Annotated in this window: 19 protein-coding genes and 1 pseudogene; 11 read left to right on the top strand and 9 right to left on the bottom strand. The window is 60.4% G+C overall.

Annotated features, from left to right (window positions below; all coding sequences use genetic code 11):
- Window positions 1–62 precede the first annotated feature (62 nt).
- Window positions 63–1526, top strand: a complete 1464-nt coding sequence (locus tag AAEZ10_RS21150; RefSeq protein ID WP_016775482.1) for a glyceraldehyde-3-phosphate dehydrogenase — start codon at window positions 63–65, stop codon at window positions 1524–1526.
- 107 nt (window positions 1527–1633) lie between these two features.
- Here the strand turns inward: AAEZ10_RS21150 and AAEZ10_RS21155 are convergent, their stop codons facing one another.
- Entirely contained in the window at window positions 1634–2935 is a 1302-nt protein-coding gene (locus AAEZ10_RS21155; RefSeq protein ID WP_110646762.1) for an MFS transporter, read from the bottom strand.
- Window positions 2936–3010: 75 nt separating this feature from the next.
- On the opposite strand from AAEZ10_RS21155, the gene AAEZ10_RS21160 reads away from it, so the two are divergent.
- Window positions 3011–4057: an FAD:protein FMN transferase gene (locus tag AAEZ10_RS21160; RefSeq protein ID WP_350570856.1), complete on the top strand. Its 1047-nt coding sequence runs from the start codon at window positions 3011–3013 to the stop codon at window positions 4055–4057.
- Window positions 4058–4258: 201 nt separating this feature from the next.
- Window positions 4259–5653: a Si-specific NAD(P)(+) transhydrogenase gene (gene sthA / locus AAEZ10_RS21165; RefSeq protein ID WP_016775479.1), complete on the top strand. Its 1395-nt coding sequence runs from the start codon at window positions 4259–4261 to the stop codon at window positions 5651–5653.
- Between the two features lie 42 nt (window positions 5654–5695).
- On the opposite strand, the gene AAEZ10_RS21170 is transcribed toward sthA, so the two are convergent.
- Window positions 5696–6418, bottom strand: a complete 723-nt coding sequence (locus AAEZ10_RS21170; protein WP_008087738.1) for a glycerophosphodiester phosphodiesterase — start codon at window positions 6416–6418, stop codon at window positions 5696–5698.
- Window positions 6419–6432: 14 nt separating this feature from the next.
- Complete coding sequence (locus tag AAEZ10_RS21175) at window positions 6433–7014, bottom strand: PilZ domain-containing protein (RefSeq protein ID WP_350570859.1); 582 nt, start codon at window positions 7012–7014, stop codon at window positions 6433–6435.
- A 94-nt stretch (window positions 7015–7108) separates the two neighbouring features.
- Between AAEZ10_RS21175 and AAEZ10_RS21180 the strand changes: the two genes are divergently transcribed.
- From AAEZ10_RS21180 to AAEZ10_RS21190, 3 genes are all read left to right on the top strand, one after another.
- Window positions 7109–8359 carry a lipoprotein-releasing ABC transporter permease subunit gene (locus AAEZ10_RS21180; protein ID WP_024013629.1) on the top strand — a complete coding sequence of 417 codons (1251 nt, stop codon included), beginning with the start codon at window positions 7109–7111 and terminating at the stop codon, window positions 8357–8359.
- On the top strand, window positions 8352–9050 hold the full coding sequence (lolD, locus tag AAEZ10_RS21185) for a lipoprotein-releasing ABC transporter ATP-binding protein LolD (protein WP_024013628.1): 699 nt from the start codon (window positions 8352–8354) through the stop codon (window positions 9048–9050). Before AAEZ10_RS21180 ends, lolD begins: the two co-directional genes overlap by 8 nt.
- Window positions 9051–9113: 63 nt before the next feature.
- Entirely contained in the window at window positions 9114–10358 is a 1245-nt protein-coding gene (locus tag AAEZ10_RS21190) for a lipoprotein-releasing ABC transporter permease subunit (protein ID WP_350570862.1), read from the top strand.
- A 97-nt stretch (window positions 10359–10455) separates the two neighbouring features.
- Here AAEZ10_RS21190 and AAEZ10_RS21195 read toward each other — a convergent pair whose 3' ends face one another.
- Entirely contained in the window at window positions 10456–11805 is a 1350-nt protein-coding gene (locus AAEZ10_RS21195; RefSeq protein ID WP_350570864.1) for a heavy metal sensor histidine kinase, read from the bottom strand.
- Window positions 11805–12485 (bottom strand): heavy metal response regulator transcription factor, encoded by a 681-nt coding sequence (locus AAEZ10_RS21200; protein ID WP_071173049.1) that lies wholly within the window; start codon window positions 12483–12485, stop codon window positions 11805–11807. The genes AAEZ10_RS21195 and AAEZ10_RS21200 overlap by 1 nt, the downstream gene beginning before the upstream one ends.
- Window positions 12486–12651: 166 nt before the next feature.
- Here AAEZ10_RS21200 and copI point away from each other — a divergent pair, with 166 nt between their 5' ends.
- Both copI and queF read left to right on the top strand, forming a co-directional pair.
- Window positions 12652–13185 (top strand): copper-resistant cuproprotein CopI, encoded by a 534-nt coding sequence (gene copI / locus AAEZ10_RS21205; protein WP_243242822.1) that lies wholly within the window; start codon window positions 12652–12654, stop codon window positions 13183–13185.
- 61 nt (window positions 13186–13246) lie between these two features.
- Entirely contained in the window at window positions 13247–14077 is an 831-nt protein-coding gene (queF, locus tag AAEZ10_RS21210; RefSeq protein WP_071173047.1) for an NADPH-dependent 7-cyano-7-deazaguanine reductase QueF, read from the top strand.
- A gap of 26 nt (window positions 14078–14103) precedes the next feature.
- On the opposite strand, the pseudogene AAEZ10_RS21215 reads toward queF, so the two are convergent.
- From AAEZ10_RS21215 to pcrP, 3 genes and pseudogenes are all read right to left on the bottom strand, one after another.
- A pseudogene (locus tag AAEZ10_RS21215) lies at window positions 14104–14208 on the bottom strand (metal ABC transporter ATP-binding protein); the annotation flags it as partial.
- A gap of 56 nt (window positions 14209–14264) precedes the next feature.
- Window positions 14265–14528 carry a DUF4404 family protein gene (locus AAEZ10_RS21220; protein WP_016775472.1) on the bottom strand — a complete coding sequence of 88 codons (264 nt, stop codon included), beginning with the start codon at window positions 14526–14528 and terminating at the stop codon, window positions 14265–14267.
- Between the two features lie 108 nt (window positions 14529–14636).
- Window positions 14637–15257, bottom strand: a complete 621-nt coding sequence (gene pcrP, locus AAEZ10_RS21225) for an HAD superfamily inactivated hydrolase PcrP (protein ID WP_350570868.1) — start codon at window positions 15255–15257, stop codon at window positions 14637–14639.
- Between the two features lie 199 nt (window positions 15258–15456).
- On the opposite strand from pcrP, the gene AAEZ10_RS21230 reads away from it, so the two are divergent.
- From AAEZ10_RS21230 to rssC, 3 genes are all read left to right on the top strand, one after another.
- Window positions 15457–16146, top strand: a complete 690-nt coding sequence (locus tag AAEZ10_RS21230; protein WP_016775470.1) for an MlaA family lipoprotein — start codon at window positions 15457–15459, stop codon at window positions 16144–16146.
- 344 nt (window positions 16147–16490) lie between these two features.
- Window positions 16491–17672 (top strand): two-component system response regulator RssB, encoded by a 1182-nt coding sequence (gene rssB / locus AAEZ10_RS21235; protein WP_024013622.1) that lies wholly within the window; start codon window positions 16491–16493, stop codon window positions 17670–17672.
- On the top strand, window positions 17672–18154 hold the full coding sequence (gene rssC / locus AAEZ10_RS21240; protein WP_073471428.1) for an anti-sigma factor antagonist RssC: 483 nt from the start codon (window positions 17672–17674) through the stop codon (window positions 18152–18154). The genes rssB and rssC overlap by 1 nt, the downstream gene beginning before the upstream one ends.
- Window positions 18155–18282: 128 nt before the next feature.
- Here rssC and tal read toward each other — a convergent pair whose 3' ends face one another.
- On the bottom strand, window positions 18283–19209 hold the full coding sequence (gene tal, locus AAEZ10_RS21245) for a transaldolase (protein WP_016775468.1): 927 nt from the start codon (window positions 19207–19209) through the stop codon (window positions 18283–18285).
- Between the last annotated feature and the right edge of the window lie 101 nt (window positions 19210–19310).

The raw sequence follows: 19310 nt of genomic DNA on the forward strand, positions 1-19310 counted from the left end.
AAGCGCGCATTGCTGAAAGGGCTTGTCGGCGGCATAATGTAGCCCCTTTTTTCTGCCCCTACATGTGGAAGGTTACCGTGACTCAGAAGCCCGACCAGTGTCTTGGTGAATGGATCGACCGTGAAGCACTCGCAGAAGCGATGATCCCGCTTATCGGTCAGCTCTACCGCAATAACAACGTGGTTAGCTCGATCTATGGCCGCAGCCTGATCAACCAGTCTGTCATCGCGATTCTCAAAGCTCACCGCTTTGCTCGCCACCGTTCTTCGGACGACAGCGAACTCTCCGTCCACGAAACATTCCCACTGCTCAAGGCCATGAGCGAGCTCAAGCTCGGCGCGGCGTCGGTGGATCTGGGCAAGCTGGCGTTCAAATTCCGCAATGAAGGCAACGGCCGCAGCGCCGAGCAGTTCGTGCGTGAAGAGATGGCTGACGTGGTTGGCCAGCAGAACGCCTCGGCCCGCAAAGGCACCGACGTTGTTCTTTACGGCTTCGGTCGTATCGGCCGTCTGCTGGCGCGCATCCTGATCGAGAAAACCGGTGGTGGCGACGGCCTGCGTCTGCGCGCCATCGTCGTGCGCAAAGGCGCCGAGAACGACCTGACCAAACGCGCCAGCCTGCTGCGTCGCGATTCGGTACACGGTTCGTTCAACGGCACCATTACCATCGATGAAGAAAACAACACCATCACCGCCAACGGTAACCTGATCCAGGTGATCTACGCGAAGAACCCGACCGAGGTGGATTACACCCAGTACGGCATCAAAGACGCGCTGCTGGTGGACAACACCGGTGTCTGGCGTGACGCCGATGGCCTGGGTCAGCACCTGGCCTGCCCGGGTATCGACCGCGTTGTTCTGACCGCGCCTGGCAAGGGCAAGCTGAAGAACATCGTTCACGGCATCAACCACGGTGAAATCACCGCTGACGACAAGATCGTCTCGGCTGCTTCCTGCACCACCAACGCCATCGTGCCGGTGCTCAAAGCGGTCAACGACAAGTTCGGCATCATCAACGGTCACGTCGAAACCGTTCACTCGTACACCAACGACCAGAACCTGATCGACAACTTCCACAAGGGCGATCGCCGTGGCCGCAGCGCCGCGCTGAACATGGTAATCACCGAGACCGGTGCCGCTACCGCTGCTGCCAAGGCTCTGCCTGAGCTGGCCGGCAAGCTGACCGGTAACGCGATCCGTGTGCCGACGCCAAACGTGTCGATGGCCATTCTCAACCTCAACCTTGAGAAAGCCGCCACCCGTGAAGAGATGAACGAGTACCTGCGCTACATGGCGCTGCACTCCGAGCTGCACAAGCAGATCGACTTCGTCAATTCGCAGGAAGTGGTGTCGACCGACTTCGTCGGCTCGCGTCACGCCGGTGTGGTCGATGCTGAAGCGACCATCGTGCAGGACAACCGCGTCGTTCTGTACGTCTGGTACGACAACGAGTTCGGCTACAGCTGCCAGGTGGTTCGCGTAATGGAAGACATGGCTGATGTGAATCCGCCAGCGTTCCCGCGCTAAGCCTCAGGCTTGAATGAAAACGCCCCGGCATTTTGTCGGGGCGTTTTTGTTTGTGGAGTGATCGTTCCCACGCTCTGCGTGGGAGCGATCGCGCTGGCGGGTGAGATCTAGCTGGCGCCGCCAACCACAGCAGCCTGCGCCGTGCGCAACTCATGCCGGTTGCCACGGAACAATACCAACGTCGCAATCAACCCCAACACCGCCGCGCCACTGAGCCAGATGCCCGGTGCTGCCTTGTTGTCCAGCACATGAATCAGGTAGGTACACGCCGCCGGGGTAAAGCCGCCGAACGTCGCCGTCGCCAGGCTGTAAGCCAGTGAGAAACCGGTCGTGCGCACTTCCACCGGCATGATCTCGGTCAGCGCCACCACCATCGCGCCGTTGTACGAGCCATAGAGGAAGGACAGCCATAGTTCGACAATCAGCAAATGGCTGAAGCTCGGGTTCGCCACTAGCCATGACAATGCCGGATACGCAGTGAGGATCGCCAGAATCGTCGCCGCCAGCAGTAAGGGTTTACGGCCGATCTTGTCGGATACCGCGCCCATCACCGGTAGCCAGAAGAAGTTCGACAAGCCGATGCACACCGTCACCAACAGCGCATCGAGATCAGACAGGTGCAGCTCGGCCTTGCCAAACGTCGGCGTGTACGCAGTGATCAGGTAGAACGAAACCGTGGTCATCACCACCAGCGCCATGCCGGCAATGACGACGCCGAAGTTCTGGCCGATCGAGCGGACGATCTCGCCGAGGGTAGGGCGGTGGGTTCGCGCTTGGAATTCCGGAGTTTCTTCCAGCGAGCGACGGATGAAGAAAATCACCGGCACGATCATGCAGCCAATCAGAAACGGCACGCGCCAGCCCCATTCGCCCATCTGCTCCGGACTCAGCCAGTGGTTGAGGCCAACGCCGAGCAGACCGGCGAACACCACGGCTGCCTGTTGGCTGGCCGACTGCCAACTGACGAAAAAGCCTTTACGCCCCGGCGTAGAAATTTCCGCCAGATACACCGACACGCCGCCCAGTTCCACGCCCGCCGAGAAGCCTTGCAGCAAACGGCCGAACAACACCAGCAGCGGCGCGGCGACACCGAGCGTCGCGTAGCCGGGTACGCAGGCAATCAGCACTGTACCGGCGGCCATCATCGCCAAAGTGATGATCAGTCCTTTGCGCCGTCCGTGACGGTCGATATAGGCACCGAGGAAAATCGCCCCCAGCGGGCGCATCAGGAAGCCGGCACCGAAGGTCGCCAGCGACAGCATCAGCGAAGCGAAGGCGCTGTCGGTGGGGAAGAAGGTTTTGGCGATGGCCGTGGCATAGAAGCCGTAGACCATGAAGTCGAACATTTCGAGGAAGTTGCCGCTGACAACGCGAAAGATCGCTTTGCCTTTGCCCGTGGTGGAGGACATGGGAGGTACTCACTGTTCAATTTTGTATAAAGGCGTTGCAGCCATGGGGAAGCGAGCGGGCGCTTGTAGTTCATAATGGCCGCCGTGGTTTTGCGGGGAGATGAAGAATTGTTAACTGGACGCTGGTGGGGGCTTGTGGTCTTGGCGGCGGCTTCGGTCGGCTGCGGCACCGGCGATTCCCTGGAACAGGTCGGTGGCTCGACCATGGGCAGCACCTGGTCGGTCAAGTACGTGCGCCACGCCGGGGGCGCCGATCCTGCGCGCGTGCGCGGCGAAGTGCAGGCCGTCCTCGGTGAAGTCGATCAACAGCTGTCGACTTACCGAAGTGACTCCGCCATCGAACGTTTCAACGCCTTGCCCGCCGATAGCTGCCAAGCCATGCCGGCAGCGGTGCTCGAATTGGTCCGCATCGGCGAACAGCTTTCAATACAAAGTGAAGGCTCCTACGACCTGACCGTAGAGCCGCTGCTGGACCTCTGGGGATTCGGCCCGCAAGGACGCGAAGAAAAGATCCCTGATGCGGCCGCGCTGGCCGAGGTCATGCAGCGAGTCGGTCATCAGCATCTGCGCATCGACGGCGAGCAGTTGTGCAAGGACGCCGCCGTCGAAGTCGACTTCAACAGTATTGCCGCCGGTTACGCCGTGGATGCCATCGCCGCCAGATTGCAGGGCATGGGCATCGACAATTACCTGGTTGAAGCCACGGGCGAACTCAAAGCCCGGGGCAAGAAGCCGGATGGTTCAGCGTGGCGCATCGCTCTCGAAGAGCCTCGCGATGACCAGCAAGTGGCCGAGCGGATTATCGATGTCGATGGCTACGGCGTGTCCACCTCCGGTGACTACCGCCATTATTTTCTGCAGGACGGTCGGCGTTATTCTCACACCTTCGATGCACGCAGCGGGCGACCGGTCCTACACGACCTGGCGTCAGTCACGGTGATTCATCCTTCAGCGCTGATGGCCGATGGACTATCGACGCTGTTGCTGATTCTCGGGCCGGAAAGGGCGCGGGACTATGCCCAAAAGCATGACATTGCTGCATTCTTTGTCCTGCGTGCCGATACAGGTTTCGTCACCCGCAGCAGTCAGGCATTTGCGCAGCTTGTCGGCGAAAAAAACTGACCGAAGACAAGACGAAAGCTGGCGTTGTAGTGCAGGCAAAAGTAGCCTACGACGCGACCAAGGGTTAATGTGCGCGGCGTTGACGCTTCTATAGACTGTGTCCGGGTTCTTCACTGGCCCCCAATTGTTCCTTCGCGCCGCCGTTCGGCGTGATTTAGCCGCCGGTGCTGCTGGCACCGCGGCCTGTTCTGAGGAGTACGCATGGCTGTCTACAACTACGACGTGGTGGTACTGGGTTCCGGCCCGGCGGGAGAAGGCGCGGCAATGAACGCCGCCAAAGCGGGGCGCAAGGTCGCGATGGTCGACAGCCGTCGCCAGGTCGGCGGCAACTGCACCCACCTCGGCACCATCCCGTCCAAGGCACTGCGTCACTCGGTGCGGCAGATCATGCAGTTCAACACCAACCCGATGTTCCGCGCGATCGGCGAGCCACGCTGGTTCTCCTTCCCGGACGTGTTGAAAAGCGCCGAAAAAGTCATTTCCAAACAAGTCGCCTCGCGCACTGGCTACTACGCCCGTAACCGCGTCGACGTGTTCTTCGGCACCGGCAGCTTCGCCGACGAGCAAACCATCGAAGTGGTCTGCGGCAACGGCGTGGTCGAGAAGCTGGTGGCCAAGCACATCATCATCGCCACCGGTTCGCGTCCGTATCGCCCGGCGGACATCGATTTCCACCACCCGCGTATCTACGATAGCGACACCATCCTCAGCCTCGGCCACACCCCGCGCAAACTGATCGTTTACGGCGCTGGTGTGATCGGTTGCGAATACGCATCGATCTTCAGTGGTCTGGGTGTGCTGGTCGAGCTGGTCGACAACCGTGGCCAGTTGCTGAGCTTCCTCGACTCGGAAATTTCCCAGGCGTTGAGCTACCACTTCAGCAACAACAACATCACCGTGCGCCACAACGAAGAGTACGACCGCGTCGAAGGCGTGGACAACGGCGTGATCCTGCACCTGAAATCCGGCAAGAAGATCAAGGCCGACGCCTTGCTCTGGTGCAACGGCCGTACCGGCAACACCGACACGCTGGGTCTGGAAAACATCGGGGTCAAGGTCAACAGCCGTGGCCAGATCGAAGTTGACCAGAACTACCGCACCTGCGTGGAAAACATCTACGGCGCCGGTGACGTGATCGGCTGGCCAAGCCTGGCCAGTGCCGCCCACGACCAGGGCCGTTCGGCCGCTGGCAGCATCGTCGACAATGGCAGCTGGCGCTTCGTCAATGACGTGCCGACCGGCATCTACACCATTCCGGAGATCAGCTCGATCGGCAAGAACGAGCAGGAGCTGACCCAGGCGAAAGTGCCGTACGAAGTCGGCAAGGCCTTCTTCAAGAGCATGGCGCGGGCGCAGATTGCCGGTGAGCCGCAAGGCATGCTCAAGATCCTCTTCCACCGCGAAACGCTGGAAGTGCTCGGCGTGCACTGCTTCGGTTATCAGGCGTCGGAGATCGTTCACATCGGTCAGGCGATCATGAACCAGCCGGGCGAGCTGAACACCCTGAAGTATTTCGTCAACACCACGTTCAACTACCCGACCATGGCCGAAGCCTATCGGGTCGCGGCGTACGACGGCCTCAACCGGCTTTTTTGACGGGCTCCGGCCGGTGGCCTGAGCCGGCCGGGGAGACCGATTTCAGCAATTCTCAAGGGTGGCAGTGGCCAAACCGGGAAAGTCTGTAATCAGGCTGTCAACGCCGAAGTCGGCGAGTCTGCGCATCAGTGCAGGCTCGTTGACGGTCCACACCGACACATGCAGGCCCTGACGCTGCGCCTTCTGCAGGCGTTCCGGCGTACACAGCGTCCAGTTCAATGCGAGAATCTCGCAGCCGTAGCTCGCCGCGACTTTCAGCGGATCGAGCCAGGCGTATTCGGCCACCAGGCCACGGGATACGTCGGGTACCAGATCCAGCGCTGCCTTCAAGACTTCCCGCGAACTCGAAGTGATCGTCACCTTGTCGAGCAGGCCGTGGCGCTGAGCCATTTCCCGAATCGCCAGCACGGTAGTCGCCGCGCGGGTGCGTGATGCGCTTTTGACTTCCAGCTGCCAGTGCTCGAAATCACATTGCTCGAACAACTCTTCCAGCGTCGGAATCGGGCACGGCTTGATCCAGCCCGGGCCGCCCTTGCGCGCGTCGTAGGTGACCAGTTCGGCGGCGGTGTGCTCGACGACTTTGCCGCGACGGTCGGTGGTGCGTTTGAGCGTCGGGTCATGGATGACCATCAGCTCGCCGTCCTTGGACAGGTGCAGATCCAGTTCGCAGCGACGCACGCCGTGCTTGAGGCATTCCTGAAAGCTGCTCAGGGTGTTTTCCGGTGCTTCGCCCTTGGCGCCGCGGTGGCCGTAGATGAGGGTCACGGTGCTTCCTTAAGTTAAATGCCAGATTCGTTCTGTTCGCGGGCCAGACGACGTTCCTGAGCCTGCTTTTGCAAGATGTAGCGCGCGAGCAATTGGCGCTGGGCATCGGTCGGACGCTCGAACTCGGTGCCGACGTCATAGCCATCGCCCTTGGGATCGCAATGGGTGACCCGGGCACGCAGCAGCAGGCCAAGCGCCTGCGGCATCAGTACCAGTTTCACCGACAGGTGTGCGCCGGTGGCAATCGGGGTCGGGTACTGAAAGTCGATCCCGCCCTCGGAGATGATCACCGGCTGCGGCTCGCCGATTTGGCCGAGCACGGTCAGGGCGATCACCTGGCTGAGCAGGTCGATGCGTTTGTTCTGCGATTTGAGAAACGCGGCGATGGCGCGGTCGCGCTCGCTGATCTGCCGCAACAGGTGCTGCGACTCGAATTCGCTCAGGTGCAGTTCGCTGAGCAGGTTGAAGAGTGGGGAAGCATCCTGCAACACTTCCTGACCTGCGGCTTCGGGAGCGGACAGGGGCCGAATTTCCAGTGCGATCGTGTCCTCGATACGGTAGTATTCGCGGCGATCTTCTTCATCTAATGTCGACATGGCGAACCCATGGTAGCGGCGGTGGTCTGAGTGTAAAGCTGGTTTTCGACCCCCGCCACAAGGACGTTCCTTTTCCCTCCGAACAAGCCCCGACATGTTCAGACCTCTCTTCGTATTTATCGGCACGCGTTATACCCGTGCAAAGCGTCGCAATCATTTTGTGTCATTCATTTCCCTGACTTCGATGATCGGGCTCGCCCTTGGCGTGGTCGTGATGATCGTCGTGCTGTCGGTGATGAACGGCTTCGATCATGAGATGCGCACCCGCGTGCTGGGCATGGTGCCCCACGCTACTCTCGAGACCGGCGAGCCGATCAATGACTGGCAAAGCCTGGCCGACAAGGTCAAGCAGAACCGGCAGGTGACGGCGGTGGCGCCGTTCACCCAGATGCAGGGCCTGCTGACCAACAACGGTCAGGTTTCCAAGGTGTTGCTCAACGCCATTGATCCTGCGCTGGAGCGCAATGTGTCGATCATCGACAACTTCATGAAGCAGGGCAAACTCGACGACCTGACGCCCGGCAGCTTCGGCATCGTCATCGGCGACAAGGCCGCCACCAAGCTCGGCGTCGGCATTGGCGACAAGGTCACTTTCGTTGCGCCCGAGGTCAGCGTGACCCCGGCCGGCATGTTCCCGCGCATGAAGCGCTTCACCGTGGTCGGGATTTTCCATGTCGGCGCCGGTGAGCTCGACGGCTACCTCGGCGTGACCAATCTGCAGGATCTGGCGAAAATGCATCGCTGGAAAGCCGATCAGGTGCAGGGCCTGCGTCTGAAGTTCGACGACCTGTTCCAGGCCCCGCGCGAGGCGTGGAACATTGCCCAGCAGCTCGGCGAAGATCGTTACTACGCCCGCGACTGGACCCGCACCCACGGCAACCTGTATCAAGCGATCCGCATGGAAAAAGCCATGATCGGGCTGCTGTTGCTGCTGATCGTCGCCGTCGCCGCGTTCAACATCATTTCCACGCTGGTGATGGTGGTGAACGACAAGAAGGGCGACATCGCCATTCTGCGCACCCTTGGCGCCACTCCGGGCACGATCATGCGCACGTTCATGGTTCAGGGCACAGTGATCGGCGTGGTCGGCACGGCGATTGGCGCGGTGGTCGGGATCCTCGCGGCACTGAATGTCAGTGCGGCCATTTCGGCGCTTGAAGGGCTGATCGGCCACAAGTTCCTTAATGCTGACGTGTATTTCATTGATTATCTTCCTTCGCAGGTCCAGAGCCAGGACGTCGTCATGGTCTGCGCCGCTGCGTTGGTCCTGAGTTTCCTCGCCACCCTGTATCCCGCCTGGCGTGCCGCGCGCACCCAGCCGGCGGAGGCGTTACGTTATGAGTGAGTCGGGCATGAGTGAACAAGCAATTCTGAGCTGCCGTAACCTGGGCAAATCCTACGAGGAGGGTCCGGAGTCGGTACAAGTGCTGGCCGGCCTGCAACTGGAGTTGCACCCGGGCGAACGTGTGGCGATCGTGGGTAAATCCGGTTCCGGCAAAAGTACCTTGCTCAACCTGCTCGGCGGCCTCGATACGCCGAGCAAAGGCAGTGTCTGGCTCGACGGCGAAGAGCTGTCGGCATTAAGCGAGAAAAAGCGTGGCCTGCTGCGCAATCGCGCGCTTGGTTTCGTTTATCAGTTTCACCATTTGCTGCCGGAATTCACCGCGCTGGAAAACGTCTGCATGCCGCTGTTGATCGGCAAGACCGCCATCCCGGAGGCGCGTCAGCGTGCCACGGCATTGCTGGAGCGCGTCGGTCTGGGCCATCGTCTGGAACACAAACCGGCCGAGCTGTCCGGCGGCGAACGTCAGCGCGTGGCCATCGCCCGTGCCCTGGTGAACAACCCGGGGCTGGTGATGCTCGATGAGCCAACCGGTAACCTCGACCTGCACACCGCCGAAGGCATTCAGGATCTGATGCTGGAGCTGAGCACTTCGATGCGCACGGCGTTCCTGGTGGTGACGCACGACATGAACCTGGCTCGCCAGATGGATCGCGTTCTGCAGCTGCAGGAAGGCTGCCTGACCCCCATCTGACTGGCTGAAACCCGGCGCCCGTAACGGTGCCGGGTCTTTTATTTCTATACGGTGCCCCAGCGAATGTTCAGACCGTTATCGATCTTTATCGGCACGCGCTATACCCGCGCCAAGCGCCGCAATCGCTTTGTTTCGTTCATTTCGATGACCTCGATGATCGGCCTCGCCCTCGGCGTGCTGGCGATGATCGTGGTGCTGTCGGTGATGAACGGCTTTCAGCGCGAAATGAGCTCGCGCATCCTCGGCATGGTGCCCCATGCCACTATCGTTGGCGTCAAGCCGATCGATGACTGGCAGCCGGTGGCCGCCGCCGCGATGAAAAATCCCGAAGTGACGGCCGCCGTGCCGTTCACCGAAATGGAAGGCATGCTGTCCTACAAGGGTTCGATGCAGCCGATTCAGATCAGCGGCGTTGATCCGGCCCAGGAAGGCAAGGTGTCGATCGTTGCCCAGCACATCGTGCAGGGGCGTCTCGATGCCTTGAAGCCGGGCGAATTCGGTGTGGTGATCGGTGAAATCACCGCGCGGCGTTTCCGCCTCAATGTCGGCGACAAGATCACTCTGATCGTCCCGGAAGTCAGCACCGCGCCGGGCGGTATCACCCCGCGCATGCAGCGCCTGAATGTGGTGGGCGTGTTCAAGGTCGGCGCCGAGCTGGACGGTTCGATGGGCCTGATTCATGTCGCCGATGCCGCGACCATGCAGCACTGGCAACCGAATCAGGTGCAGAGCGTGCGTCTGGCGGTCAAGGATCTGTACGCCGCGCCGAAGGTGTCTGCGGACATTGCCAGTGGCCTCGGCGCTGACTTCAAGGCAGACGACTGGACTCACACCCAGGGCAGCCTGTTCAGCGCGATGAAGATGGAAAAAACCATGATCGGCCTGCTGTTGCTGATGATCGTCGCGGTGGCGGCGTTCAACATCATTGCGACGCTGATCATGGTGGTGAACGACAAGGGCGCCGACATCGCGATCCTGCGCACGATCGGCGCCACGCCCCGGCAGATCATGGCGATCTTCATGGTGCAGGGCACGGTGATCGGCATTGCCGGCACCATCATTGGCGGCGTGCTGGGCGTGATTGCGGCGCTCAATGTCAGCGAACTGGTCGGCTGGGTCGAGCGTGTGACCGGCCAGCATATCTTCAGTTCGGACGTGTATTTCGTCAGCAACCTGCCTTCGGAACTGCAGGGCGGCGATGTGCTGTTGATCTGCTCGGCGGGATTCATTCTGAGCTTCCTGGCCACGGTGTATCCGGCGTGGCGGGCGGCGAAGATCGAACCGGCGCATGCGCTGAGATACTCGTAACCTTAAGACCGCCTTCGCGAGCAGGCTCGCTCCCACGGTTGGAATGCATTTCCCTGTGGGAGCGAGCCTGCTCGCGAAGGGGCCGGACCTGCTGGCCTCAGTTCTGCTTCGGTAACTGGATCACAAACCGCGTAAACCCCGCCTCCGATTCGCAATGAATCGTCCCGCCATGGGCACGCACGATCGACTGGGTGATCGCCAGACCCAACCCCGCATGCTCACTGCTGCCTTCCTGCCGCGCCGGATCCGCTCGATAGAAGCGGTCAAACAGACGTGGCAGTAATTGCGCTGAAACCCCCTCGCCACTGTTTTCGACGCAGACGCGCACGATCTCCCCCTCGTCGACGATGCTCAAGCGCACATAATCCTCGGCCGGGGTAAACCGCAGCGCGTTATCCAGCAGATTCGACAAGGCCCGGCGCAACATGCCGCGATCACCTTCGATTCGCGCCTCGCCTTCACGGCTCAAACTCACGCCGGCGTCTTCCGCCAATGGCGCAAAAAACTCCAGCAGCATGTCAGCTTCATCCGCCAGCTCCAGTGGTTCGCGCTTGGGCATCAGCAAGCCGTGGTCAGCCTTGGCCAGGTAGAGCATGTCGTTGACCAGTTGCGCCATCCATTGCAGTTCTTCGAGGTTGCTGTGCAGCGCTTCGCGGTAATCCTCCAGTGCCCGTGGGCGGGTGAGGGTGACCTGGGTGTGGGTCAGCAGATTCGACAACGGTGTGCGCAGTTCATGGGCGATGTCGGCGGAGAACGCCGAGAGGCGCTGAAACGAGTCGTCGAGGCGTGCGAGCATGGCGTTGAAGCTGTGGGCCATTTCCGCAAGCTCTGGCGGCATCTTCTCTTCAGGCAGGCGGGCATTCAGCGATTGCGCAGAAATCCCACGTGCCACCGCGCTCATCCGCCGCAACGGGCGCAGACCACTGCGCGCCGCCCAAGCGCCGAGCAGGGCGGTAGCCAGCGCTGACAGGCCGACGGTCAGCCAGATCAGATGCTGCATGCGCGTAAGAAAATGCTGGTGATGGGTGATGTCCAGCAGCAGCGTCAGTTGCGGCGAATCCGCTGTGTCCGGGTAGAGCGGGGCGCGCAGCACGCGGTAATCGGTGCCGTCATGGCTGATGGTCGACAGGCCGGTTTGCAGGGGCAGATTCTTCGGAATCTGCACCGAGCTGTCGTACCAGTGCTGCCCGTCGCCACTGGTGATGCGCAACGACAGATCCGCCTGCCGGCTGAGTTCATCGGCCAGCCGCGCCTCGCGCTGGGCAGGTTGGAGATCCTGCAAGGCGCGGCGCAGGCCGATCAGTTTCGTCTCCAGTTGTTGCTGGTCAAGCTCGATGAAGTGCGCCTCGCTGGCGCGGTCGAACAGCACCCCGGCGAACAGCGAGACCACCGCAGTGCAGGCGGCAAACAACAGTGCCAGGCGCGTGCTCAAGGACCAACGACGCATCACAGCGAACGCTCTTCGAGCACGTAACCCATGCCGCGCACGGTGTGGATCAACTTGTTGGGGAAGTCATCGTCGATCTTCAGGCGCAAGCGGCGTATCGCCACTTCGATGACGTTGGTGTCGCTGTCGAAATTCATGTCCCAGACCTGCGAGGCGATCAGCGATTTGGGCAGGACTTCACCCTGACGGCGCAGGAGCATTTCCAGCAGGGCGAACTCCTTGGCGGTCAGGTCGATGCGCTGGCCGCTGCGTTCGACCCGGCGGCGGATCAGATCCAGGCGCAGATCGGCCAGTTGCAGACTGGTTTCCTGGGCGATCGCGCTGCCGCGCCGCAACAGGCTGCGCACCCGCGCGAGCAGCTCGGAAAAGGCGAACGGCTTGACCAGATAATCGTCGGCGCCCAGTTCGAGGCCGTGAACCCTGTCCTCCACGGCGTCTTTGGCGGTGAGAAACAGTACCGGCGTGTCGAGGCCGGCGCTACGCACCGCTTGGAGAATCTGCCAGCCACTGCGCCCGGGCAGCATTACATCGAGGATCAACAGCGCGTAGTCGCCGCTCAAGGCCAATTGCTGGCCGCTGATCCCGTCAGCCACCAGCTCGGTATTGAATCCGGCCTCGGTCAGGCCCTGACGCAGGTATTGGCCGGTTTTCGCTTGGTCTTCGACGATCAACAGTTTCATGGGCGACTCGGGCGGGGTTGGTATTTGGAAGGGCGAAGGCGTTATACCGTGAGATCCGGCGATGAGCGCCAAGCTGACAAAGTTGTAATCTGCCTGTCAGGTCGATGCCAGTCCTGGGTGGTTAGAGTTTCCCACAGGCTGAACCTTCTCTTGTTGGAGTACGACCATGTTTTTGCGCACCTCGCTGAAAATAGCCACCTGTCTGCTGGCATTGAGTTCGCCAGTCTGGGCGACACCGGTGCACACCTTCGCCTTCGGCCAGCCGGCAGCGGCGAGCCAGGCCACGCGCAGTATCGAAATCGTCATGGGCGACATGAACTTCGACCCGAAAGCCATACAGGTCAAGGCCGGTGAGACCATTCGCTTTGTGCTGGTGAATAAAGGCCAGTTACTGCACGAATTCAACCTCGGTGATGCGGCGATGCATGCCAGTCACCAGCAGGAAATGTTGCAGATGCAGCAAAGCGGCATGCTCACGCCGACAGGCATGAAAGAAATGTCCCACGACATGGCAGGCATGGATCACGCGGCGATGGGGCATGGCATGCAGCATGACGACCCCAACAGCGTACTGGTCGAGCCGGGCAAAACCGCCGAGTTGACCTGGACCTTCAGCAAGGCCACGGCGCTCGAGTTTGCCTGCAATATCCCCGGGCATTATCAGGCGGGCATGGTCGGCAAACTGACAGTCAGTCAGTAAGCACTCAAAGGCGCGGGCAAAGGCTGGTAGAATCCGCTGATTCTTCAGTCAGGTTTCCGCCATGCATCCCGCAGCCGAACATTCGCCGCTGGGCAAATCCAGCGAATACATTGCCACGTACACGCCGTCCCTGTTGTTCCCTATTCCGCGCACCGCGAAATGGGCCGAGCTGGGCCTGACCGCCGAAACCCTGCCGTATAAAGGCGTGGATTTCTGGAACTGCTTCGAGCTGTCGTGGCTGCTGCCCTCGGGCAAACCGGTGGTGGCGATTGCTGAATTCAGCATCCCGGCGGACTCGCCGAACATCATCGAATCGAAGTCGTTCAAGCTTTACCTCAACTCGCTGAACCAGACGCCGTTCGCCGACGTCGCCACATTGCAAGCGACGCTGGTCAAGGATCTGTCCGCCGCTGCCGGCAAACCGGTGGGCGTGCGGGTGCGCAGTCTGAAGGACGTCGAAGCCGAAGGTGTGGTGGCGTTGCCGGGCGTGTGCATCGACGATCTGGATATCAGCGTCAGCAATTATGAGCACCCGCGTCCGGAGCTGCTGCGTTGCGATGATTCGCGGATCGTTGAAGAGAGCGTGCACAGCCACCTGCTCAAATCCAACTGCCCGGTGACCAGCCAGCCGGACTGGGGCAGCGTCGTGGTGGAATATCGCGGCGCGGCGCTGGATCACGCCAGCCTGCTGGAGTACATCGTCAGCTTCCGCCAGCATTCGGACTTCCACGAACAATGCGTGGAGCGGATTTTCCTCGATCTGCAGCGGTTGTTGAAACCTGAAAAGCTCACTGTGTTTGCACGTTACGTTCGCCGGGGTGGGCTGGATATCAATCCGTATCGCAGTACCGAAAGCGTACAGCTGCCGAATCATCGGCTCGTACGTCAATAAAGATCCTGAGTGTGCGATATCCAATGTGGGAGCGAGCCTGCTCGCGAATGCGGTGTGTCATTCAACGATGATGTCGACTGACACGACGCCTTCGCGAGCAGGCTCGCTCCCACAAGGGCTTGCATGCACATTTTGCAAATGAAAAAGCCCTGCCATCGCTGGCAGGGCTTTTTTGTGCGGCGGGGCGTCAGATGCCCATGCTGCCCAGCGTATTCATGATATTGCGCAGGGTGCCGGCGATCGCCGGGTGTTCAACTTCGAAGCGCTCGACCGCCAGGTTCACGCCGTCGGCGATGCTCGCGTCCTGGGTGGCAGTTTCCAGCTGGATTTCCGATTCGATCTGCGCCATCAGCGCATGCAGATCCTCACGCTCGGCTTCCGACAGCGGTGGATTGTGTTCCAGCTGCTCGCGCAGGGTATCGAGCTGTTTTTGCAGTTCTTGGGCGGGCATGGTGGTTTCCTTTTATCAATAGGCACTGGCATTGACCGCAGCCACGCGCCAAAGGTCTATGGCTGACCTTTAGATTAATCCACTCTTGGTAAACCTGCATGACGCCGATCAGGGCTTTTCGCCTTTGGCGCGGCGCAGGCTGATGTCGGCGAGGCAGGCGTCCAGTTCGCCGAGATGATCGATTACCGAATGCACGCCCAGGCTGAACAACTGCACGGTGGCCTTGCCGCGCAACTTTTCGCGTTCCTTTTGTGACAAAGCCTGCCACTCGCTCGGGCTCAGGCCGCATAGCGAGCCACAGGACGCCAGGCCAATCGTCCATAACCCGGCATTCAGACCGGCCTGTAACAGGCGCGGCTCACCACTGACCAGCACGCAGCCGTCGAGGCGGTCGATGTTCAGATCCATCAACGCTTGCCAGCAGGCGTTGGGGGCGGGCCACGGATTCATTGTTGCTGAATGTTGCGTCGGTTTGATCCAGTCTGGCAGCGAGGAGGCCAGTGGCTGAGCGAGGGCAGGGGGCAATTCGTCGAGCCACGCGCAGGGAATTCCCTGGCGCTGCAAACTTTTCAGGCTATCGAGTGCGCCGGGTGTAGTTTTGGCATGTTCCGGCTGGGCGTTGAACTCTTGCGCGGCGCGGGCACCGAAATCCACCAGGCAACCGCTCAGGCCGAACAGCACGGCAGTCAGGCCGGGCGCGGCGACGGGCAAGGTTTCGGCGTGAGTCATGGCAACGTCCCTGAAATAACGCTCAAGACTAGGGCGCTGGGGTGACAGTTGCATGACAGCCGAGTGAAACCCTGCGTAGGAAACTTCCTGCATATCCTTGCAGCGGCGCACTGCCCAAATCGGCGTTTATGCTTATACTAGCGGCCTTAATGCCCGGGCCGAGAGGACCGCGCCAGTATCGAATCCAAGGAGTTTTTCTATGCGCTGGAGCCCTTCGCTCACTCAGCTAAGTGTATGTGCCAGCCTGTTGCTGGCGCCGTTCGCCACCCAGGCGGCCACCGAAGAAGACCCTTGGGAAAGCGTCAACCGGCCGATTTTCCAGTTCAACGACTTCGTTGACACTTACGCGCTGAAGCCTTTGGCCCAGGGTTATGAGTTCATCACCCCGCAGTTCGTTGAAGACGGCATTCACAATATGTTCCGCAACGTCGGTGACGTGACCAACCTGGCGAACAACATCCTCCAGGCCAAACCGGCTGCAGCGGGCGTTGATACCGCCCGACTGATTTTCAACACCACCTTCGGTCTGCTCGGCTTCTTCGACGTCGGCACCAAGATGGGCTTGAACCGCAGCGACGAAGACTTCGGTCAGACGCTCGGCTATTGGGGCGTGGGCAGCGGCCCATACGTGATGCTGCCGCTGATGGGGCCGAGCACCCTGCGTGACGCACCGTCGAAATACGTCGACAGCTTCACCGGCGCGTACCGCTACATCGACCACGTGCCGACGCGTAACTCGATCTTCGGCCTGAACATCGTCGACACCCGCGCCAGCCTGCTGTCGAGCGAGAAGCTGATCAGCGGCGACAAATACACCTTCATCCGCAATGCTTACCTGCAAAACCGCGAGTTCAAGGTGAAGGACGGTCAGGTCGAAGACGATTTCTGATTTCGACCGGCGACAGAAAGGCGACCCTCGGGTCGCCTTTTTTGTCCGCGCCAGAGCGTCACCGGCGACTGCCGCTACCTTCCATCGGGTTACCGTTGGAGCGGTTCTTATAACTCCCGGTGATTTGACAAACAAAGACGTCAAGCGACAATCGGCGCATGCTTGAAACGCTCTGCGGATGGGAGTACCGTCTGCGCCTTAGAAGGGCACCTCTGTTTAAAACCGCGCGCCAGGCGAATGCTTGAAAGCGCTGCAACAGAGAGGCTAGAAAGCGAATCCAGTAGTCTGCGCAGGGCCGATGCCCCGCTCACTACGCCAACCTAATTCTGGCGCCGTTTGCCCACATGCCAAAAACCAGTGCCACGCTGCTGATAATCGATGATGACGAGGTAGTGCGCGCGAGCCTCGCGGCCTATCTGGAAGACAGTGGTTTCAGCGTCCTGCAGGCCGGCAACGGTCAACAGGGTCTTCAGGTATTCGAGCAAGACGAGCCCGATCTGGTCATCTGCGATCTGCGCATGCCGCAGATGGGCGGTCTCGAACTGATCCGTCAGGTCACCGAGCGCTCACCCGATACGCCGGTGATCGTGGTCTCGGGTGCCGGGGTGATGAACGACGCGGTCGAGGCCCTGCGCCTGGGCGCGGCGGATTACCTGATCAAGCCTCTCGAAGATCTGGCTGTGCTCGAGCACTCCGTGCGCCGGGCCCTGGATCGTGCGCGGCTGCTGCTGGAAAACCAGCGCTACAGCGAGAAGCTGGAAAAGGCCAACCGCGAGCTTGAAGCCAGCCTGAACCTGCTCCAGGAAGACCAGAACGCCGGTCGCCAGGTGCAGATGAACATGCTGCCGGAAAGCCCGTGGAGCATCGACGAATTCAATTTTGCCCACCAGATCATTCCGTCGCTGTACCTGTCGGGTGATTTTGTCGACTATTTCCGCGTTGACGAGCGCCGGGTCGCGTTTTATCTGGCGGATGTTTCCGGGCATGGCGCGTCATCAGCCTTTGTCACTGTGCTGTTGAAGTTCATGACCACGCGGTTGCTTTTCGAATCGAAACGCAGCGGTACCTTGCCGGAGTTCAAGCCTTCGGAAGTGCTCGGTCATATCAACCGGGGGCTGATCAGTTGTAAGCTGGGTAAACACGTCACAATGGTCGGTGGAGTCATCGACGAGGAGACCGGTTTGTTGACCTATAGCATCGGCGGCCATCTGCCTTTGCCTGTGTTGTACACGCCTGACAGTGTTCGTTATCTCGAAGGCCGTGGCCTGCCGGTGGGGCTTTTCAATGAAGCCACTTACGAAGACCACGTGCTTGAGCTGCCGCCGACGTTCAGCCTGACGCTGATGTCTGATGGCATTCTGGACCTTTTGCCGGAAGCAACGCTCAAAGAAAAAGAGGCTGCTTTGCCCGAACGGGTGAAGTCAGCGGGCGGCAGCCTGGATGGTCTGCGGCAAGTGTTTGGTTTGGCCACGCTAGGGGAGATGCCGGATGATATCGCCCTGTTGGTGTTGAGCAGGAATCTTTAATGAGTACCGGTAGAATCCAGTTCGCCGAGCAGGACGGCACCTTCGTCCTGAAGTTCGTCGGTGAAGTTCGCCTGACCCTGTGTTCGGCGTTGGATGCGACTATTGAGAAAATCTTCACCGCGCTGAATTTCAACGCGATCGTGATCGATTTGACCGAAACCCGCAGCATCGACAGCACCACCCTGGGCTTGCTGGCCAAACTGTCGATCCTGTCGCGGCAGAAGGTCGGCCTGTTGCCGACGGTTGTCACCACCCACGAAGACATCACCCGTCTGCTGCAATCGATGGGCTTCGAGCAGGTGTTCAACATCGTCAATCACCCGGTGCCGTGCCCGGAGTGCCTGGACGACCTGCCGGATCAGGACCAATCCGAAGACGCGGTGCGAATCAAGGTGTTGGAAGCGCACAAGATTCTCATGGGCCTGAACGATTCCAATCGTGAAGCGTTTCATGATCTGGTCAATGCGCTGGAGCGGCATTGATCCAGTGAATTGAGGATGCATGGGCCGGCCTCTTCGCGAGCAGGCTCGCTCCCACATTTTGATCAGCAGTTACCATAAAAAAGGGCGAACCCTCACAGGTTCGCCCTTTTTGCATTCTACAAATCAAATCACAGCTTGGCCTGCAGCAATGCTTCCAGTTTTTCCTGATCGCGGGCGAACTGACGGATGCCTTCAGCCAGTTTCTCGGTGGCCATCGCGTCTTCGTTGGACAACCAGCGGAATTGCGCTTCGTTGAGGCTCAGACGCGCTTCACCGGCATTGCCCGGCGCCAGTTTGCGTTCCAGCTTGCCGGTGTCGGCGGCGAGCTTCTCCAGCAGTTCCGGGCTGATGGTCAGGCGATCACAGCCAGCCAGTTGCTCGATCTGGTTGATGTTACGGAAGCTGGCGCCCATGACCACGGTCTTGTAGTCGTTGGCCTTGTAGTAGTTGTATATGCGCGTCACCGACTGCACGCCCGGATCATCAGCGCCGGTGTAGTCGTTGCCGTTGGCTTTCTTGTACCAGTCGTAGATACGGCCCACGAACGGCGAAATCAGGAACACCCCGGCGTCAGCGCAGGCGGCCGCCTGGGCGAAGGAGAACAGCAGGGTCAGGTTGGTCTGGATGCCTTCCTTCTCGAGGATCTCGGCGGCGCGGATGCCTTCCCAGGTCGAGGCGATCTTGATCAGCACGCGGTCGCGGCCGACGCCGGCCTTGTCGTACAGCTCGATCAGACGATGCGCACGCTTGAGGATCGCATCCTGGTCGAAGGACAGGCGCGCATCCACTTCGGTGGAGATGCGGCCCGGAACCACGTTGAGAATTTCCTTGCCCACTGCGACGCCGAAACGGTCGCTGGCCAGGCCGACATCGCCCTTGCAGTCGCGAACGCAATCGTTCAGCAGTTCGGCGTAACCGTGAATGGCCGAAGCCTTGAGCAGCAGGGAAGGGTTGGTGGTGGCATCGGTCGGTTTGACTCGGGCGATCGCTTCGAAGTCGCCGGTGTCGGCAACCACGGTGGTGAACTGTTTGAGTTGTTCCAGCTTGGAAGTCATGGGCGTGCTCTATCCTATGGGTCTGAAGACATTACCCGAGCGCTGACGGGCACTCAAGGGTGCATTCGTGGATCGATGGCCCCTGCGGCAACAACCTGAAA

It is taken from the genome of Pseudomonas sp. H26/SER47-MNA-CIBAN-0231 (genome assembly GCF_040310465.1).
Lineage (GTDB): Bacteria > Pseudomonadota > Gammaproteobacteria > Pseudomonadales > Pseudomonadaceae > Aquipseudomonas > Aquipseudomonas atacamensis.

What these genes read in the sequence shown, in the direction of transcription:
- AAEZ10_RS21150 (WP_016775482.1), top strand. Translation starts at nt 63, where the DNA reads ATGTGGAAGGTTACCGTGACTCAGAAGCCCGACCAGTGTCTTGGTGAA.
- AAEZ10_RS21155 (WP_110646762.1), bottom strand. Translation starts at nt 2,935, where the DNA reads ATGTCCTCCACCACGGGCAAAGGCAAAGCGATCTTTCGCGTTGTCAGC.
- AAEZ10_RS21160 (WP_350570856.1), top strand. Translation starts at nt 3,011, where the DNA reads ATGGCCGCCGTGGTTTTGCGGGGAGATGAAGAATTGTTAACTGGACGC.
- sthA (WP_016775479.1), top strand. Translation starts at nt 4,259, where the DNA reads ATGGCTGTCTACAACTACGACGTGGTGGTACTGGGTTCCGGCCCGGCG.
- AAEZ10_RS21175 (WP_350570859.1), bottom strand. Translation starts at nt 7,014, where the DNA reads ATGTCGACATTAGATGAAGAAGATCGCCGCGAATACTACCGTATCGAG.
- AAEZ10_RS21180 (WP_024013629.1), top strand. Translation starts at nt 7,109, where the DNA reads ATGTTCAGACCTCTCTTCGTATTTATCGGCACGCGTTATACCCGTGCA.
- lolD (WP_024013628.1), top strand. Translation starts at nt 8,352, where the DNA reads ATGAGTGAGTCGGGCATGAGTGAACAAGCAATTCTGAGCTGCCGTAAC.
- AAEZ10_RS21190 (WP_350570862.1), top strand. Translation starts at nt 9,114, where the DNA reads ATGTTCAGACCGTTATCGATCTTTATCGGCACGCGCTATACCCGCGCC.
- AAEZ10_RS21195 (WP_350570864.1), bottom strand. Translation starts at nt 11,805, where the DNA reads ATGCGTCGTTGGTCCTTGAGCACGCGCCTGGCACTGTTGTTTGCCGCC.
- AAEZ10_RS21200 (WP_071173049.1), bottom strand. Translation starts at nt 12,485, where the DNA reads ATGAAACTGTTGATCGTCGAAGACCAAGCGAAAACCGGCCAATACCTG.
- copI (WP_243242822.1), top strand. Translation starts at nt 12,652, where the DNA reads ATGTTTTTGCGCACCTCGCTGAAAATAGCCACCTGTCTGCTGGCATTG.
- queF (WP_071173047.1), top strand. Translation starts at nt 13,247, where the DNA reads ATGCATCCCGCAGCCGAACATTCGCCGCTGGGCAAATCCAGCGAATAC.
- AAEZ10_RS21220 (WP_016775472.1), bottom strand. Translation starts at nt 14,528, where the DNA reads ATGCCCGCCCAAGAACTGCAAAAACAGCTCGATACCCTGCGCGAGCAG.
- pcrP (WP_350570868.1), bottom strand. Translation starts at nt 15,257, where the DNA reads ATGACTCACGCCGAAACCTTGCCCGTCGCCGCGCCCGGCCTGACTGCC.
- AAEZ10_RS21230 (WP_016775470.1), top strand. Translation starts at nt 15,457, where the DNA reads ATGCGCTGGAGCCCTTCGCTCACTCAGCTAAGTGTATGTGCCAGCCTG.
- rssB (WP_024013622.1), top strand. Translation starts at nt 16,491, where the DNA reads ATGCCAAAAACCAGTGCCACGCTGCTGATAATCGATGATGACGAGGTA.
- rssC (WP_073471428.1), top strand. Translation starts at nt 17,672, where the DNA reads ATGAGTACCGGTAGAATCCAGTTCGCCGAGCAGGACGGCACCTTCGTC.
- tal (WP_016775468.1), bottom strand. Translation starts at nt 19,209, where the DNA reads ATGACTTCCAAGCTGGAACAACTCAAACAGTTCACCACCGTGGTTGCC.